This is a genomic window from Dactylosporangium fulvum, from assembly GCF_025137375.1.
Lineage (GTDB): Bacteria > Actinomycetota > Actinomycetes > Mycobacteriales > Micromonosporaceae > Dactylosporangium > Dactylosporangium fulvum.
The window spans coordinates 6,685,814-6,702,514 of sequence record NZ_CP073720.1 but is presented as its reverse complement, the minus strand read 5'-3'; the positions used below and the strand labels follow the sequence as shown (position 1 = coordinate 6,702,514).

Below are 16,701 nucleotides of genomic sequence, written 5' to 3'. Positions count from 1 at the left end.
TCGCACCGGGGTGCCGCGGGCGGCCTGGCCGGCACCCCGGTTCCCAGTAGAGTCGGCGCGTGGCAGCCGAAACGATCGCCATCGCCGACCGCGCCCGGGACGTCCTCACCCGATTCGGTCCGCAGCCACCCGAGCGCACGATGGACCGGGCCGAGCGGATCGCCTGGGCGGTGGCCCGGTTCGACGGCGGCGACCACGACGGCGCGGCCGAGGAGCTGACGGCCCTCCTCGAGGGCTGGTTGCCGGAGCCGTTCGCCACGGCGGCGCCCCGCATCCTCACCGGCGAGCGTGCCGTGAAGTTCGTGACCGCCGCGCTCAGCGGCGACCACCCCTACCGACCGTTCGTCAGCGGGCGCAACACCCCTGAGTACGCGGTCGCCGGGACACTGGCGCGGCTCGTGGCCGGCCACCCGGACGCGGAGGATGCTCTGCTCCGGACGGTCCTGGTGGTGCGGCCCGGCGAGCACCTGTCGGCGCACCTGCGGGTCGCGCGGGTCTCGGCGGTGTTCGCGGCGCTGGCCGAGGCACACGCCGGGGAGCCCGAGCTCCTCGACGGCTGGGCGGCCCTGCTCGACGAGAAGGACCGGCCCCGTCTCGCCGCGGCGGCCGCGCTGCTGGGGCCGCTCGGCCTCGCCGAGACCGACCGGCGCTGCGGCACCGTCGAGGACGTCGACGGCGAGCGGCTCGTCGTCGCGTTCGCCGGGGCGGACCGGTTCGACGACGCACTCGCGCTCGCGACCCGGCTCGGCCCGAGCGAGCAGCAGCGCTCACTGCTGGCGCTGGCGACGCCCGGGCTGCCGGCGGCGAGCGCCAAGGCGCTCGTGGCCGCGTTCCGCAAGTGCCCGAAGCGCAGCCGCGAGCGTGACGACCAGATGGTGTACCAGCACCGGCTCGCCCGGCTGTTCCTGGCGCTGGACCGGTTCGACGACGCCCTCGCCGTCCTGGGCCGGATGCGGGACTGCCGCATCTCCGGCTACGGGCCGGGCCCGCTCGCCCGCGAGGTGCTGCGGTGGCTCGACGGCAGGCGTGCGGAGGCGACTCCGGAGCGGCTCCGCGCCGTGCTGGACGTGCTGGCCGGCGACCGCGTCATCCCGCAGGAACTGGCCGCGGTCGTCGCCGACGCGGTTCCGCTCGCGCACGCCCTGGCCGACGAGCCGCTGCGCGCCGAGATCGTCGAGGTGCGCGTGCCGCGGCTACGGGCCCGCCTGCGCGTCCTGCGGTGGTGGCAGCTGGCCGACGTCGGCCTCGCCACCGTGCTCGTCGACGCCGGCGACCGCACCGCGGCCGACCGGCTGTTCGCGGAGGTGGCCGGCGGCCGGCCCGGGCCGCAGCTGAGCCGGCTGCTGGCCCGCCTCGCCGTCCGCACCGGCCTGCCGGCCCGGGACCGTGACCTGTTCGCCGGCCTGCTGACCGGCGTGTTCGCGGAAGGGTGCTGGAGCGTCGACGCGGTGCTGCCGGTGCTCGACGCCGAGGCTCTTGCGGCGGTACCGGCAGTGGCTGCCGCCAGGGACGGCGGCGGCCACGACCGCGTGGTCGTCGCTGTGGCCCGCTTCGCCGAGCAGGCCGGCGATCTGGACCTGCTCGGCGCCATGCTCGGCGCGGTGCCGGACGCCGAGATGGCCGGCCGTGCCGCGATGGCGCTGGGCCGCCTGGCCGCACCTGGCGGTCGAGATCGTGGACCTGCGCAACCCCTGAGTGGCCGGGTGTTGTAGCGATGGGCGTCGTTGGGTCTTCACAACAGCGGGGGGAGTCTGCTTAACTGTCCGCACCTCGGTGAGAGAGCGCTCTCTCGCGTGATCAACTGAGGTGGGAGGGAGGCGACCGCACGCACATACCCTTCGATTCCGGCTGGTCGTCGCCGCCATCGGCGATCGGTTCGGTTGCGGATGCCAGTCCGCAGCACCCCGCGGCCTTCGGCGAGGCGCGGAGTGTCAGAACACCCCCGCCGCACGGCATCGACGCCCGTGCGGACACACCCCCACACCTGCCGCAGTGCCCGTCCGGTGCCCGATGGGCGGGACGAACGCGCTCGCGGTCCAGACGTGATCGGCGCACGTCTTTCGGTGACCTTCTACGAGAGGTACTCATCCGATCATGTTTCGCAGAGTGCTGCTCTGCGTCGCCATCGTGCTGGCCGGGGTCGGCGTCAACATCGCCCCGGCTTTCGCCGCCGACTTCTCGGTGCTGATCTTCAGCAAGACCGCGGGGTTCCGGCACGACTCGATCCCGGCGGGCATCGCCGCGATCCAGCAGCTCGGCACGCAGAACAACTTCACGGTCGAGGCGACCGAGGACGCCGGCCAGTTCACTGACGCCAACCTGGCGAGGTTCAAAGCGGTGATCTGGCTGTCCACCACCGGTGACGTGCTCGACACGACCCAGCAGGCCGCGTTCGAGCGCTACATTCGGGCCGGTGGCGGATACGTCGGCATCCACGCCGCCTCCGACACCGAGTACGACTGGGCCTGGTACGGCAGCCTCGTTGGCGCGTACTTCTCCAACCACCCGGCGATCCAGCCGGCCACGGTCCGCATCGAGGACACGGTCCACCCGTCCACGGCCGGCCTGCCGGCGAACTGGAACCGGACCGACGAGTGGTACAGCTTCCGTACCAACCCGCGCTCTTCGGTGCACGTGCTGGCCAACGTCAACGAGTCGACCTACACCGGCGGCAGCATGGGCGCCGACCACCCGATCTCCTGGTGCCGCGCCTACGACGGCGGACGCTCGTGGTACTCGGGCCTCGGACACACCATCGAGAGCTACAGCGAGGCCAACTTCCGCACCCACCTGCTCGGCGGCATCCGGTACGCGGCCCAGGGCACCGGCAACTGCTCGGTCGGGTCCAACCCGCCGGCCGGTGGCACGTTCACGCAGGTGACCCTCGCGAAGGGCGTCGCGGAGGTCGGTGAGCCGATGGGGCTGGCCGTCCTGCCGAACCGCGGCGTGCTGCACACCTCCCGCGACGGCACCATCCGGTACACCGACGTCAACGGCAACACGAAGGTCGCCCTGACGCTGCAGGTCTACACCCACGACGAGGAGGGTCTGCAGAGCATCAAGGCCGACCCGAACTTCGCCACGAACCGGTGGGTGTACGTCTACTACGCGCCCCCGCTCAGCACGCCGGGCGGCGACGCCCCGGCCAACGGCACGGCGGCGCAGTTCGCCCCGTTCAACGGCTCCAACAAGCTGGCCCGGTTCACCGTGCGGGACGACTACACGATCGACCCGGCCTCGCAGGTGACGATCCTCGACGTGCCGACCAGCCGTGGCCTGTGCTGCCACGTCGGTGGTGACATCGACTTCGACGCGGCCGGCAACCTCTACCTGTCCACCGGTGACGACACCAACCCGTTCGACTCGGCCGGTTCCGCGCCGATCGACGAGCGGCCCGACCGCAACCCGGCGTTCGACGCGCAGCGCACCTCGGCCAACAGCAACGACCTGCGCGGCAAGGTGCTGCGGATCAAGCCGGGGGCGACGGGTGGCTACACCATCCCGGCCGGCAACATGTTCGCCCCGGGCACGGCGAAGACCAGGCCCGAGATCTACGCCATGGGCTTCCGCAACCCGTTCCGGATGAGCGTGGACAAGGCCACCGGGGTCGTCTACCTCGGTGACTACGGCCCCGACGCCGGCACCGCCGACCCGCAGCGCGGTCCCGCGGGCACGGTCTCGTTCGAGCGGATCACCCAGCCGGGCTTCTTCGGCTGGCCGTACTGCTCCAACTACAACACTCCCTACCAGGAGTTCACGTTCCCCAACGGGCCGTCGGCCGGACCGTTCAACTGTGCCGGTGGGCCGACGAACAACTCGCCGAACAACACGGGTATCACCACCCTCCCGCCGTCCCAGGTCGCCTGGCTGCCGTACGGTGGCGCGGGGCCCTCGCGTCCCGAGTTGGGCGGGGGCGGGCCGATGGGGGGTCCGGTCTACAACTTCAACCCGGCGCTGGTTTCCGATGTGAAGTTCCCGTCCTCCTACAACGGGAAGGTCTTCCTCGGCGAGTTCACCAGTCGCTGGATCAAGACGGTCACCCTGACGGGTACCGGCGCGGCCGGCGCGATCGAGCCGTTCCCGTGGTCCGGAACCCAGATCATGGACCTGGAGTTCGGGCCGGACGGCGCCCTGTACGTGCTCGACTACGGCACCACCTGGTTCGGCGGTGACGCCAACTCGGCCCTCTACCGCATCGAGTACAACAACGGCGGCAACCGGGCACCGATCGCCCAGATCGGCGCCACCCCGCTGACCGGCGCGGCGCCGCTGACCGTGCAGTTCAGCTCGGCCGGCAGCAACGACCCGGACGGCGACCCGATCACGTACGCCTGGGACTTCACCACCGACGGCACCACCGACTCCACGGCGGCCAACCCGACGTTCACGTACACCGCGAACGGCGAGTACACCGCGACGCTGACGGTGCGGGACAGTGGCGGCAGGATCTCAACGGCCAGTACCGTCATCGGGGTCGGCCGGCCAACGGTCCAGCTCATCACCCCGGCCGACGGATCGGTGTTCCAGTTCGGCGACCTGGTGCCGTTCCAGGTGCAGGTCACCGATCCGAACGGGGGGACCGTCGACTGCAACCGGGTGACGGTCAGCTACATCCTCGGCCACGACAGCCACGGTCACCCGATCACCAGCAAGAACGGCTGCAGCGGGACGATCCAGACCACCGTGGACGGTGAGCACGACGCGTCCGCGAACATCTTCGGGGTGATCAACGCGCAGTACACGCCGGTCAGCGGGACCGCGGTCCAGGACCAGCACGTGCTGCAACCGCGGACCCGGCAGGCCGAGCACTACGGGACGATGAACGGCGTCCAGCTCGCCGCCAAGCCGAGCGCCCACGGCGGCAACGCCGTCGGCTACATCGAGAACGGCGACTGGATCTCGTTCACGCCGTACAACCTGGCCGGCGTCACCGGCTTCTCCGCGCGGGTCGCCTCCGCCGGCATCGGCGGGACGATCACGGTGCGCGCCGACTCGCCGACCGGTCCGGCCGTGGCGACGGTACAGGTCAACCCGACCGGCGGCTGGGAGACGTGGGCCGACGTCACCGGCACGGTGAACCCGCCGTCCGGCACGCACCAGCTGTACCTGGTGTTCACCGGCGGTGCCACCGGTTCGCTGTTCGACATCGACGACTTCACGTTCACCTCCGGCAGCACCCCGCCGCCGGTGTCGGGGAATCTGGCGTTGAACCGTCCGGTGACGGCGTCGAGCACCGAGTCCGCTGCGTATCCGGCGTTGGCCGCGGTGGACGGGTCGCTGACGACCCGGTGGGCGAGTGCGTTCTCCGATCCGCAGTGGATTCAGGTCGACCTGGGTCAGTCGTACGCGATCAACCGGGTGAAGCTGACCTGGGAGGCGGCGTACGGGTCCGGGTATCAGATCCAGACGTCGGCGAACGGTACGACGTGGACGACGGTGCGGACGGTGACCGGTGGTGACGGCGGGGTGGACGACAACACCGCCCTGAACGCCACGGGCCGGTATGTCCGGATCAACGGCACGGCCCGTGCCACCGCATGGGGCTACTCACTGTTCGAGTTCGAGGTCTACAGCTGACGAGCCCGTCCCGCTCACAGCCGGGTGCGGGGGACCAGGTGGTCCCTCGCACCCGGCGTCGTCAGGCGCGCGATGGGGCGGGTATGCGGGGCTGCGACGGTGGCCGCCAGGACCCCCGCGGGTCATGCGCTCAGCATGCTGCGGGCCTGGCCGAGGCCGCCGACCGTCTCGCGCAGTGCCACGACGATCGAGGTCTCCAGCTCCGGCCGGAGCCGGGCCACCGGCAGCGAGATGCTCACCGCGTCGACCGCGGGGCTCGCCAGCGGCACGGCCATCGCGAAGCACAGGATGCCCTCGGCGTTCTCCTCGCGGTCGACGGCGTATCCGGCCGCGCGCACCTCGGCGAGGCCGGCGTGGAAGGCGCGGCGCTCGGTGACCGTGTGCGGGGTGAGGTGCGGCAGCGGCCAGCTCAGCATGCGGTCGGCCTCCGGGTCCGGGTGCTCGGCGAGCAGCGCCTTGCCCAGCGCCGTGGCGTGCGCCGGCAGGCGGCGGCCGATGGCGCTGTAGAGGCGCAGGGGGTGCACCGACTCGCGCTTGGCGAGGTACACGACCTGGTCGCCGTCGAGCCGGCCGAGGTGGACGGTCTCGCCGAACCGGCGGGACAGTTCGTCGAGGACGCCGGAGAGCAGGCCGACGGTGTCGTCGCCGTCGAGGTAGGCGGCGCCGACCCGCAGGGCCCGCATGCCGAGGCGGAAACGTGTGCCGGTCTCGTCGGCCCGCACCCAGCCGCGGCTCGTCAGCGTGCGCAGGAGCCCGTGCAGGCTGCTCTTCGGGATCTCGAGCGCACGGGCGAGGTCGACCAGGGTCCACGGGTGGGGCTGGTCGGCGAGCAGTTCAAGCAGGTCGAGCGTGCGCCCGGCCGATTTGACGGGCTGGAAGTCCTCTGGCGCGGTGGGCACGCGGGCAACTCTAGCGAACGCCTGCGGCCTCCAGTATGGTCACGTACGTGACTGATGTTCAGAATAGTGAACAGCCTGCGATCGGCCGGGTGCTGCCTGTCGTGGTCCTCGAGGACGCCCGGCACGCCGGCGCTCTCGGCGACGCCCTGGTCAAGGGCGGGCTCGCCGCGGCGGAGGTGACCCTGCGCACCGCTGCCGGGCTCGACGCCATCAAGACGCTCGCCGCGCGGGACGACCTCGTCGTCGGCGCCGGCACGGTGCTGAGCGCCGGCCAGGCCGAGCAGGCCCTCGCGGCCGGTGCCCGGTTCGTCGTGACGCCGGGCTTCGCGCCGGCCGTGGTCCGGGTGTGCCAGGACGCCGGTGTCCCGGTGTTCCCGGGTGCCGCCACCGCCACCGAGATCCAGATGGCCCTCGACGCGGGCCTGGAGATCGTCAAGTTCTTCCCGGCGCAGCAGCTCGGCGGGGCCGAGATGATCAAGGCGCTGGCGGCGCCGTTCCGCGGGGTGCGGTTCATTCCGACGGGCGGCATCACGCCCGCCGTGATGCCGGAGTATCTCGCCGTCCCGGCCGTGCTGGCGGTCGGCGCGAGCTGGATCGTCGCGGCCGACCTCATCGCCGGCGAGCGCTGGGACGAGGTCACCGCCCGTACCGCGGCGGCCGTGGCGGCTGCGGGAGGTGCGGCATGAGCGTCGTCGCGCCACGGCCGAAGGACGACTGCCGTTTCGACCTGGTCTCGCTCGGCGAGATCATGCTGCGGCTCGATCCCGGCGAGGGCCGGGTCCGCACCGCACGCGAGTTCCGGGCCTGGGAGGGCGGCGGGGAGTACAACGTCGCGCGCGGCCTGCGGCGCTGCTTCGGGCTGCGGACCGCGGTCGTCACCGCGTTCGCGGACAACGAGGTCGGCCGGCTGCTCGAGGACCTCGTCCTGCAGGGCGGTGTCGACACGAGGTTCATCACCTGGATGCCGTACGACGGGATCGGCCGGAGCGTTCGCAACGGCCTGAACTTCACCGAGCGCGGCTTCGGCGTGCGCGGCGCCGTCGGCACCTCGGACCGCGGCCACACCGCGGCCAGCCGGCTCAAGCCGGACGACGTCGACTGGGACCACCTCTTCGGCACGCTGGGCGTGCGATGGCTGCACACCGGCGGCATCTACGCGGCGCTGTCGGAGACGGCCGCGCAGACGGCCGAGGCCGCGATGACCGCCGCCCGCAAGCACGGCACGCTCGTGTCGTACGACCTGAACTACCGGCCCAGCCTGTGGAAGGCCGTCGGCGGCCAGGAGCGTGCGCGCGAGGTCAACCGCCGGCTCGCCCGCCTCGTCGACGTGATGATCGGCAACGAGGAGGACTTCACCGCCTGCCTCGGCTTCGAGGTGCCGGACACCGACATCCACAGCGGGGCGTTGGACTCGGGCAACTTCAAGGCGATGATCGAGGCGGTCGTCCAGGAGTACCCCAACTTCAAGGTCGTCGCGACCACCCTCCGCGGCGTGCACAGCGCGACCGTGAACGACTGGGGCGCCGTGGCGTGGGGCGGCGGCGCGTTCGCCGAGGCGACCCACCGGCCCGGCCTGGAGATCCTCGACCGGGTCGGCGGCGGCGACAGCTTCGCGTCGGGACTGATCTACGGCCTGCTGGAGCGCGACGGCGACCTGGCGCTGGCCGTGGAGTACGGCGCGGCGCACGGCGCGCTGGCGATGACCACGCCGGGCGACACGTCGATGGCCAGCCTCACCGAGGTGGAGGCGCTGATGCGGGGGGCCGGCGCGCGCGTGCAGCGCTGACCGCAGGCGCTGCCGCGGGGCGTGCCCACGCACGCCCCGCGGCGCCCGTATACGGTACGTCCGGTGAGACGGCTACACGTGGGATGCGCGATGTGGACACTCAAGGCGTGGCAGGGACGCTTCATGGCGCACCCGCTGCCGGCCCACGAGCGGCTGCGATCGTACGCCGGCTGGTGCAACGCGGTCGAGGGCAACACCACGTTCTACGCGACGCCGGCCCGCGACACCGTGGCCTCGTGGGCGCAGCAGACCGACCCCGACTTCCGGTTCGTGGTCAAGCTGCCGAAGGTCGTCACCCACGAGCACCGTCTCGCCGGTGCCGACGCGGAGTTGCGGGCCTTCCTGGACGCGATCGAGCCGCTCGGCCCGCGCGCCCACGCGCTCTGGATCCAGCTGCCCGGGTCGTTCGCCCCTGCCGACGTCCCGGTGCTCGCCCGCTTCCTGGGCCGGCTGCCCACGTCGTACCGCTACGCCGTGGAGGTGCGCCACCCGGCCTTCTTCACCGACCCGCACTCGACCCGGCTGCTCGAAGGCGTGCTCGCGACCGTGGCCGCGGAATGGGTCCCGTTCGACACGACCGCGTTTTTCCGGAGCCCGCCGACCAGCGACGCGGAGCGGGACGCCTGGACGAAGAAGCCGCGCACACCGCTGCGACCGGTCGCGCTGACGGACCGGCCGATCGTTCGGTACCTCGGCCGCGACGCCACCGAGATGACGGTCGAGGGCTGGCAGGGCTGGGTCGACGTGGTCGCCGGCTGGCTGCGCGAGGGCCGCTCGCCGACGATGTTCGTCCACACCCCGGACAACGCCGACGCGCCCCTGCTGGCCCGCCGTTTCCACGACGAGGTACGCGCCAGGGTGCCCGACCTCGAGCCGCTGCCCGAGCCGGAGCCGGTCGAGCCCCTGACCCTCTTCTGACCGTGCTCCAGAGGGCCGGGGTCAGCCCGGCCGGACAGTCGCGGCGTCGATCAGGGCCACCAGGCCGGTCCAGTCCTCCACCAGCCGGACCTGGTCGATCTGGGCCAGCCGGCGGCGGGCGCCGCGGCTGGTGACGTCCGCGAGATGCTTGCGCAGGATGGCGTCGACCCGGTCGATCGTGGAGTGCTCGCCGATCAGGTCGTCCGCGCCGGCCAGGCCGAGGAACACGGCGAGTTGTGCGCACAGGTCCCGGCAGCGGCAGACGAAGCTGGGCAGCCACCGGTCCGGCGGGCCGCTCAGGTGCTCGACGACCAGATCGAGGTTGTACCGCTGGTCGTCGGAGCCGACGGCGCGGACCTGCCGCGGCGGTGTCGCGATGAGCGGATCGGAGGCGTCGCGGGCCGCGTATCGGGCCAGCGCCATCGTGTCGGGGAAGACGAGCAGGCGGCCTTCCTCGTCGGTCGGGAAGACGTGCTCGACCACACCGTAGCCGCCGTGGAGCTGGCCGCGCAGGGTCACGCCCTCGTGCTGCGGGGTGGTGAGCTCGAGCAGCTCGACGATGGTGAGGGCGACCCCGGTCTGCCGTGACGCCGCGACCGGCGGCGGCCGATGCGGCGCCGTCGGCTGGACCGGCTGCCACGGACCGGCCGGCGGGGGCGCCGCCGGCTGCCAGGCACCGGCCGGGACAGGCTGGGCCGGGACGGGCTGGGCCGGGACGGGCTGGGGAGGCGCCGGCTGCCACGGACCGTGCGGCGCGGGCTGAGGAACCGCGGGCGGCGCCACCGGGTGCCACATCCCCGGCGGTGAGGCCGGCGCCGGCATCGGTGCGGGATACAGCTCGCCCGAACGCTCGCCGCCCGAGAGCGGCACCGGGCCTGTCCACTCGGCGGGTGGCCCCGCGGGACCCGGCCGGCCGGTCACCATCGGGTCGAGGCTGCCCGCGGCCACGACCAGCTCCGGCTGGTCGATGATCGTCGGCGGGATGTTCAGCGCGCGGTGCAGCATCGTCGCGACCAGCGGCATCCGGGTCGCCCCGCCGACCAGGATGACGGCGCCGAGCGGGCGCAGCGGCACCGGGCAGGCTGCCAGCGTGGCGCCGATCGCGTTGACGGTCCGCTGGATCAGCGGCGCAGCGAGCTGCTCAAGCTCGTCGCGGGTCAGGATCTGGTCGGTGTCGAGCAGCGGCAGGTACAGGGTGGCCGAGCTCGTCCGGGAGAGCATCTCCTTCGCGTTGCGGACGTCCTCCCACAGCTGCCGCCGGGCGGCCCGGTCGGCGACGGTGGCGGGGTTGTCGAGCCGTGCCCACAGCTCGGGCGTGCCGGACCGGCTGCGCAGCAGGCCGACGATCGCGGCGTCGACGTCCTGGCCGCCGGTGTCGTCCAGCCCGGCGCTGCACAGCACCTCCATCCGTGCCGTCGCCGAGCCGGGGGAGTGCCGGACGACGGCGACGTCGAAGGTGCCGGCGCCCAGGTCGTACACGAGCAGGTCGGCCGGCTCGGCGCCGTGGCGGCGCAGGTGGAACGCGGCGGCGGCGACCGGCTCGGGGACCAGTCGCACGGCGCCGAGTCCGGCGCCGGCCGCGGCCCGTTGCAGGGTGGCCCGCCGGGCGGAGCCCCAGGCGGCCGGATGGGTGACGGTGCTGCTGGTGATCGCCGCGCTGCCGATGCGCCGCGCCTCGGCCGCGACCCGTCGCAGCAGCGCGCCGAGCAGCGACTCCACGGCCACCTCGGCGCCGAGGAAGACGGTGCCGTCGTCGATGCGCCGCTTCGGGTTACCCTCGAAGCGCTCCGGCCGGGCGCGCGCGGCGTGCAGCGCGTCTCGCCCGACGAGCAGCTCACCGCCGGGGTCGGCGTAGACGGCGGACGGCAGCAGCGGCGCGCCGTCGAAGAGGACCGGCTCGGCCGTGCCGTCGTCGCGGCGCAGAAACGCGACCGTGCTGGAAGTCCCCAGGTCGACGCCCAATTCCACCGCGTCCATCGAAGCCGTGCGGGCGAACCGTGTCAAGCGGGCGCGTCCGGTTCCTGCCCGCGCGGGGCCGCAGTGCCGCACCGCAGTGCCGCGCGGGGGTTGCGGTGCCGCGCCGTAGTGCCGCGCGGGGGTTGCGGTGCCGCGCCGTAGTGCCGCGCGGGGGTTGCGGTGCCGGGCCGCAGAGTCGGGCTACGGCGTCCGTGGCCCCACGGTGCGGGGTGGCCGTGCTCCGCGATTGGCTTGACCCGGGTTGCTTGATCATCGGAAACATCTGGCTGTCCTGGAGCCTGTTGCGTAATTCGCTGGGACAGTGTTGGCGGCCCAACTACGCGCCGATCTTGGAGTTGTGGCGCCATGAACCTCCGAATTTGTCCGGGTTTGTCAAGGGCCACAACTCCAAGATCGGCGCGGTTGTCGGGGTTGACGCGCGAGGGATCCGAATTGCACAACAGGCTCCCAGGCAGCCCGAAGTTTCCCTTGATCTACGAACCTCGGCCGCACCACCCGGCCAGGCCCAACCGCCGCACTCGTGATCGCGAACTTGCCGCGATCACGGCCACAAGCCGGCCGGAACCCACGACAGCAACCCCCAATCGCTCATGATCGCGGAGGCTCCGTGCTGCTCCAGCAACACCAAGCCTCCGCGACCCCTTGGTCCCCACACAGCCTTAATCCCCAATGAGCGGAATGTCGTGTGGAGGGGGTATCCCGTCCGCGGGTCCATCGTGGATGTGTCCATCACGATGGGGCTCGCTGGGTGGCCGCCGGGCCGTGGGTGTGCGGGTGTCGCGATGGCGGCCACGGTGATCCGTCGCACCGCCCGCGCCGGACCGTGGAGCCTCTTCAGGCGCCGAGCTGGTCGCGCAGCATGTCGCCCCAGCCGGCCTGGACCATGCTCTTGAAGCGCCACCGGCCGCCGGTCTTGGCCATGACGTCGACGTAGCGCATGTGCTGCGCCTGATCGCCGAGGGTCATTGTGGTGTCGGTGACGACCACGGCCAGGTCGGGGCCGAGGAACACCGGCCGCCGGTGGTTCTCCAGCTTCGGCGTGGCCGGGTCGCCGTCGCCGACGGCCATGCCCATCGCCTGGACGAACGTCGCACGGTCCCATTCCTGGGTGACGCACTCGCCGGCCGAGTCGTTCGTCATCACCACGAGCGGGAACAGCGCCATGTCGGCCATCTCCGCCACACGACCGTGCTCGACGTGGGCGTCGTATTCGGCGAACCACGCCAGGAGGAGTTGTACCTCTTCCTCGCTGGGCGTGAATCCGGCGGCCGTATACGGACTCTGCTCGGTCATGGGTCTCCTTCGAGCCGACATTACTCTCTACGCTGTAGAGTATAACAGCTCGGACGGGGTTCGCCGGTGCTGATGGATCCGGACCGGCGGGCACTGGCCGCTGGACAACCTCGCGCGGATCGGGCAGTGGCCGGTGCTCGTCGCGGACCACTTCGCCGAGCTGGGCGCGCCGGGGCCGGGCGACGCGCGGCTCTCCGTGGACGAACTGCTGCGCCACGCGGTGCTGCGGATCATCCCCGACGAATACCTGCCGTCCCATGTGCGCGGGTCGTTCCGGGTCGCCGACGGGCTGCTGGAGTGCGTGGCCTGGACCGGCCGAGCTCGGTACGGCTGCTCGACAACCAGGACGTCGCCCGGGCCGGGCTCGTCGAGCTCCGCGCGGCCGGCCGGGCGAACCTCGTCCCCGCCACCACTTGGCGTTCCACCCGGTCGGCTCGCGCCGTCAGGAAGTGGGGGAGCGGGTGGCGCGATACCCGACGGTACCGCGCCGCACCCCTGGTTGAGGATGTGGTTGTGTCGCTACGGGATGTGATGTCGACGGCGGCTGTACAAGCCGGCGACGATCCACACGCCCGCGGCGGCGAGAACGACCTGGATGAGCAGTTCGAGCCAGTCCACACCGGGCGTGTTGGCCCAGCCCACCGCGCGGGCGATGGCGGTGCCGATCAGCGCGGCGATGATGCCGATGGCGATCGTCAGCCAGATCGGGATGGACTGTTTGCCAGGGACGACGAGCCGTCCGAGCGCGCCGATGATCACGCCGACGATGAGCGCGGAGATGATGCCACTGATGGTCATCTGACGCCTCCAACCTAGGGAAGCCGCTGTGTGCGTAGCTGCCCGTTCCGGCCGTCCGCAAACGGGCCGGGATCAGCTCGTGCCGCTCGGCATCCCCGTGGGGGTCGAGGACGTGCTCGCGTGCAGGACCGCCAGCATGAGCTGCCGGTTGTACCGCATCACCGGGCACTGACCGGTGAAGAGCCCGGGTGACGTCCATGAGGAGGTTCAGCACCGTGGCCGGATGCTCGGTGGCGGCCGTCTGTCCAGCGGGGCCGGGCCCGAACGCGGCCGCCGGAGAGTTTCGGCGGCCGCAGGCACTCCGCCGCATGGCGATCCGGAGGGATCAGGGCGGCGGTGAGGCCGGCCGCCGCCAGGGCGTCGGACCGCACGACGGTCGCGCCGGCCCGGGCCGCCTGCCGCAGGCACTCGGCGAGCGGTGCGCCGTCGAGGTGGGCGGCGAGGAATCCGGCGAAGAACGTGTCACCCGTGCCGTTGGTGTCCAGGACCTCGTCCACCGGGCCGCCGGGACGTGGTCGAGCTGCCGGCTGCCCCGCTCCAGCGCCACCGCGCCGTGCGTGCAGACCGCCGGGCGGGTGCCGGTGGCGATCCGCTCCCGCAGGAGCGCCTCGGGATCGGGCAGGCGTTCACCGCTGAGGAACAGGACGCCGGCCGCCTCCAGGAGAACTCGCCGGTGCCGTAGTCGTGCAGGTCGCACCGCATGGGCATATCCGGCCGGACCGGCGGCGGCGCACACGATCACCACCGCGTCGGCACGCGGCCGGCGCTCAGGTCTCGGTGGCCGGGGTGGCCGGCAGCAGCACGGTCGTCAGGATCCGGCGGCGCCGGCCGGCGGCCGGTTCGGCGTCGATCCACGGGCGGACGGCCCGGTTGATCGCCGCGACGATCTCGGTGAGCTCCTCGTCGGTGGCGTAGAAGCCGGCCTGCCGGTAGCCGGCGATGTCCCGGAGCAGGTCGCCGCCGCCGGCGGCGAGGTAGCGGTCGAAGTCGGCCAGCAGGCCGGCGACGAACGCCATGAAGGCGGCCCGGTGCTCGTCGGCGGACATGCCGGCGAGCTCGTCCGGTGTGACCGAGGCGTGCTCGGCCCGCAGCCGGTAGGTGCGCTCGACGGTGCCCCGCACCTTCCGCTCGGCCGTCACCTCGAGCACACCGCCGTCGACGAGGGCGGCGATCTGCCGGTACAGCGTCGCGGGCGGCACGTCGGTCAGCTGCCGCCGCAGGTCGGCGGTGGTGAGCTGCCGCTCGCCGAGAAACGACTGCACGATTCTCAGCCGCAGCGGATGCAGCAGCAGGTCGGCACTGCTCGTCGCCATGCTCACATCCTCTCGAACGATCTCGTGTTTGATATTAATATCAAGCCTGATAATAATGGTACTTGCGACATGGTCCGATCAGGAGGTCATCATGGGCACCGTCACGCTCGACGCCGACCGTCTCCGGGTCCGCCTCAGCGTCGCCGAGAAGGTCGGCGGCCTGCACGGCGACCTCGACATCCCCCGCGACGCCATCGTGTCGGCCGAGGTCGTCGAGGACGGTCTCGCGGCGGTCAAGGGCCTGCGCGCACCGGGGCTGGCGGTGCCGGGCGTCACCAAGATCGGCACCTGGCTCGGCCGCGGCTCCCGCCGGTTCGCCGTCGTGCGGCGCGGCCTGCCGGCCCTGCGGATCACGCTGCGGGGGCAGCGTTACGACACCGTCGTCGTCTCCACGCCCGACGCGGCGGCGCTCGCCGGCGCGCTGCGCAGGTCGTGACCGGCCCGCCACGACCGACACCACGATCACCTTCGGCTCCGCGGGCCTGACGCTCGCCGGCACGTTCACCCGTCCCGCCGGCGACGGACGGCCGCCCGCCGCGCTGATCATCAACGGCAGCGGGCCGCTCGACCGCGACGGCAACCACCGCCGCCTGCGCCTGGACATCTCCCGCCAACTGGCGGAGGCGCTGCGGGGCGCGGGCATCGCCAGCTTGCGGTACGACAAACGCGGCGTCGGCGCCAGTCAGGGGACGTTCCTCGCCGCGGGCATGCACGACAACGTCGACGACGCGCGGGCGGCCCTCGATGCGCTGCGCGCACGGCCGGACGTCGACCCCGGGCGGGTCTTCGTCATCGGCCACAGCGAGGGCGCGATCCTGACCGTCGCGCTCCTGGCCGGCACGGCACCGGCCGCCGGTGCCGTGCTCCTGTCGCCGACCGCCCGCACCGGCGAGGAGGTGCTGCGCTGGCAGGCGCACCGGGTGGCCGGCGACCTGCCGGCGCCGGTGCGGGCCGTGCTGCGGCTGCTGCGCGTCGACATCGTCGCCAAGGTGTCCCGCAACCACGACAAGCTCCGCGCGACCGGCACCGACACCGTCCGCCTCGGCGGCGTCCGGGTGAACGCCCGCTGGTTGCGCGAGTTCATGGCCTACGACCCCCGGCTCGACCTCGTCCGGCTGGACGTGCTGGTGCTGGCCGTCGGCGGCGGCAAGGACATCCAGTCGCCCCCGGAGGACCTGACGGTGATCGGCTGGCTGAGCACCCGGCCGGCGCCGGAGCCGCGGCGATAGGCAGGCGGGCCCGCTCGTGTCCGTCGAACGGGTGATGCTTTCCGGGTGGGAAGATGCATAGGCTGTGCGGCGGGTTCCGAGCCGTGGCCCGGGATGCGCGTCCTCGGTGGTTGGGGCAGGCTGGTTGTGGTGAAGACTTCGCGCCTCGCGTTCAACGGTGAGGTGGACGACGCGATCATCGCTGTCGGGCTGCACGGGCGATGGAACCGCGCGCTTCGCCTGGACCTGGCCGCCGGCCTGCGGAAATGCTTCGCCGAACAGCCGCGTGCGGTGCTGGTCGACCTCGCCGATCTGGACGACCCCGCCGCGCAATGCGTGTCCACCCTCCTGGCCGGATACCACGCCGCGGCCGCCGCCGACCCTCCGGTGCCGTTGCTGGTGTGCGCGCCCGGGGCGGCTGTGCGGGAGCGGCTCGTCGCCACCGGTGTGGACCGGTCTATCGGCGTCCACGACACCGTCGACGCCGCCCGGGCGGCCGTCCGCGCCGGTGTGCCCATGCCGACGGTCCGCCGGATCGAGCTGCCCGGCGACTACATGTCGGCGGCCATCGCCCGTGACGTGACCGGCCAGGTGTGCATCGAGTGGAGCCTCGGCCACCTGCTGCACCCGGCACGACTGATCATCTCGGAGCTTGTGACCAACGCCATCGAGCACTCCGGCGGACCGTTCACGGTGCGCCTCTCGCTCCGCGGGCGGCTGCTGCACCTCGCCGTCCAGGACCGCAACCCGGCGCTGCCGTTCATGATCGATCCCGCCGGGCATGCTCCCGACGCCCGCCGGCCGCTCGACGAACGTGGCCTCGGCCTGCGCATCGTCGCGACGGAGGCCACCGCCTGGGGAGCGATGCCCTGCCGCTTCGGCAAGACGGTGTGGGCGACACTGCGGGCCTTGCCGCTGCCCGCCTGATCCGG

Annotated in this window: 16 protein-coding genes; 10 read left to right on the top strand and 6 right to left on the bottom strand. The window is 72.5% G+C overall.

Annotated features, from left to right (window positions below; all coding sequences use genetic code 11):
- Window positions 1-59: 59 nt before the first annotated feature.
- Window positions 60-1,712: a hypothetical protein gene (locus tag Dfulv_RS30915; protein WP_259857322.1), complete on the top strand. Its 1,653-nt coding sequence runs from the start codon at window positions 60-62 to the stop codon at window positions 1,710-1,712.
- Between the two features lie 382 nt (window positions 1,713-2,094).
- Window positions 2,095-5,577, top strand: a complete 3,483-nt coding sequence (locus tag Dfulv_RS30910) for a ThuA domain-containing protein (RefSeq protein WP_259857321.1) — start codon at window positions 2,095-2,097, stop codon at window positions 5,575-5,577.
- A 122-nt stretch (window positions 5,578-5,699) separates the two neighbouring features.
- Here the strand turns inward: Dfulv_RS30910 and Dfulv_RS30905 are convergent, their stop codons facing one another.
- Complete coding sequence (locus Dfulv_RS30905; RefSeq protein ID WP_259857320.1) at window positions 5,700-6,476, bottom strand: IclR family transcriptional regulator; 777 nt, start codon at window positions 6,474-6,476, stop codon at window positions 5,700-5,702.
- Between the two features lie 47 nt (window positions 6,477-6,523).
- Between Dfulv_RS30905 and eda the strand changes: the two genes are divergently transcribed.
- The 3 genes from eda to Dfulv_RS30890 all read left to right on the top strand — a co-directional run bounded on the left by eda (window position 6,524) and on the right by Dfulv_RS30890 (window position 9,180).
- Window positions 6,524-7,162, top strand: coding sequence for a bifunctional 4-hydroxy-2-oxoglutarate aldolase/2-dehydro-3-deoxy-phosphogluconate aldolase (eda, locus tag Dfulv_RS30900; protein ID WP_259857319.1), 639 nt, complete (start codon window positions 6,524-6,526; stop codon window positions 7,160-7,162).
- Window positions 7,159-8,262, top strand: coding sequence for a sugar kinase (locus Dfulv_RS30895; RefSeq protein WP_259857318.1), 1,104 nt, complete (start codon window positions 7,159-7,161; stop codon window positions 8,260-8,262). Before eda ends, Dfulv_RS30895 begins: the two co-directional genes overlap by 4 nt.
- Before the next feature lie 90 nt (window positions 8,263-8,352).
- A complete protein-coding gene (locus Dfulv_RS30890) occupies window positions 8,353-9,180 on the top strand; it encodes a DUF72 domain-containing protein (protein WP_259868416.1) in 828 nt (275 codons plus the stop codon).
- Window positions 9,181-9,201: 21 nt separating this feature from the next.
- Here the strand turns inward: Dfulv_RS30890 and Dfulv_RS30885 are convergent, their stop codons facing one another.
- Window positions 9,202-11,148 carry an Hsp70 family protein gene (locus Dfulv_RS30885; protein WP_259857317.1) on the bottom strand — a complete coding sequence of 649 codons (1,947 nt, stop codon included), beginning with the start codon at window positions 11,146-11,148 and terminating at the stop codon, window positions 9,202-9,204.
- An 843-nt stretch (window positions 11,149-11,991) separates the two neighbouring features.
- Window positions 11,992-12,450: a DUF4440 domain-containing protein gene (locus tag Dfulv_RS30880; protein WP_259857316.1), complete on the bottom strand. Its 459-nt coding sequence runs from the start codon at window positions 12,448-12,450 to the stop codon at window positions 11,992-11,994.
- A gap of 133 nt (window positions 12,451-12,583) precedes the next feature.
- Between Dfulv_RS30880 and Dfulv_RS30875 the strand changes: the two genes are divergently transcribed.
- Window positions 12,584-12,982: a hypothetical protein gene (locus Dfulv_RS30875; RefSeq protein WP_259857315.1), complete on the top strand. Its 399-nt coding sequence runs from the start codon at window positions 12,584-12,586 to the stop codon at window positions 12,980-12,982.
- Here the strand turns inward: Dfulv_RS30875 and Dfulv_RS30870 are convergent.
- Window positions 12,970-13,248 (bottom strand): GlsB/YeaQ/YmgE family stress response membrane protein, encoded by a 279-nt coding sequence (locus tag Dfulv_RS30870; protein ID WP_259857314.1) that lies wholly within the window; start codon window positions 13,246-13,248, stop codon window positions 12,970-12,972. The genes Dfulv_RS30875 and Dfulv_RS30870 overlap by 13 nt on opposite strands.
- A 158-nt stretch (window positions 13,249-13,406) precedes the next feature.
- Entirely contained in the window at window positions 13,407-13,745 is a 339-nt protein-coding gene (locus tag Dfulv_RS30865; RefSeq protein ID WP_259857313.1) for a carbohydrate kinase family protein, read from the bottom strand.
- Window positions 13,746-13,801: 56 nt separating this feature from the next.
- Between Dfulv_RS30865 and Dfulv_RS30860 the strand changes: the two genes are divergently transcribed.
- Window positions 13,802-13,930 (top strand): hypothetical protein, encoded by a 129-nt coding sequence (locus Dfulv_RS30860; RefSeq protein ID WP_259857312.1) that lies wholly within the window; start codon window positions 13,802-13,804, stop codon window positions 13,928-13,930.
- A gap of 85 nt (window positions 13,931-14,015) precedes the next feature.
- On the opposite strand, the gene Dfulv_RS30855 is transcribed toward Dfulv_RS30860, so the two are convergent.
- Window positions 14,016-14,561, bottom strand: a complete 546-nt coding sequence (locus tag Dfulv_RS30855; RefSeq protein ID WP_259857311.1) for a helix-turn-helix domain-containing protein — start codon at window positions 14,559-14,561, stop codon at window positions 14,016-14,018.
- A gap of 91 nt (window positions 14,562-14,652) precedes the next feature.
- On the opposite strand from Dfulv_RS30855, the gene Dfulv_RS30850 reads away from it, so the two are divergent.
- From Dfulv_RS30850 to Dfulv_RS30840, 3 genes are all read left to right on the top strand, one after another.
- Window positions 14,653-14,997, top strand: a complete 345-nt coding sequence (locus Dfulv_RS30850; RefSeq protein ID WP_259857310.1) for a hypothetical protein — start codon at window positions 14,653-14,655, stop codon at window positions 14,995-14,997.
- Window positions 14,998-15,211: 214 nt separating this feature from the next.
- Window positions 15,212-15,790, top strand: coding sequence for a lysophospholipase (locus Dfulv_RS30845; RefSeq protein ID WP_259857309.1), 579 nt, complete (start codon window positions 15,212-15,214; stop codon window positions 15,788-15,790).
- Window positions 15,791-15,919: 129 nt separating this feature from the next.
- On the top strand, window positions 15,920-16,696 hold the full coding sequence (locus Dfulv_RS30840) for an ATP-binding protein (protein WP_259857308.1): 777 nt from the start codon (window positions 15,920-15,922) through the stop codon (window positions 16,694-16,696).
- Window positions 16,697-16,701: the final 5 nt, after the last annotated feature.

Bases quoted from the DNA above. Each gene is read 5' to 3' on its own strand.
- Dfulv_RS30910 (WP_259857321.1), top strand. From the start codon at position 2,095: ATGTTTCGCAGAGTGCTGCTCTGCGTCGCCATCGTGCTGGCCGGGGTC.
- Dfulv_RS30895 (WP_259857318.1), top strand. From the start codon at position 7,159: ATGAGCGTCGTCGCGCCACGGCCGAAGGACGACTGCCGTTTCGACCTG.
- Dfulv_RS30890 (WP_259868416.1), top strand. From the start codon at position 8,353: ATGTGGACACTCAAGGCGTGGCAGGGACGCTTCATGGCGCACCCGCTG.
- Dfulv_RS30880 (WP_259857316.1), bottom strand. From the start codon at position 12,450: ATGACCGAGCAGAGTCCGTATACGGCCGCCGGATTCACGCCCAGCGAG.
- Dfulv_RS30870 (WP_259857314.1), bottom strand. From the start codon at position 13,248: ATGACCATCAGTGGCATCATCTCCGCGCTCATCGTCGGCGTGATCATC.
- Dfulv_RS30855 (WP_259857311.1), bottom strand. From the start codon at position 14,561: ATGGCGACGAGCAGTGCCGACCTGCTGCTGCATCCGCTGCGGCTGAGA.
- Dfulv_RS30850 (WP_259857310.1), top strand. From the start codon at position 14,653: ATGGGCACCGTCACGCTCGACGCCGACCGTCTCCGGGTCCGCCTCAGC.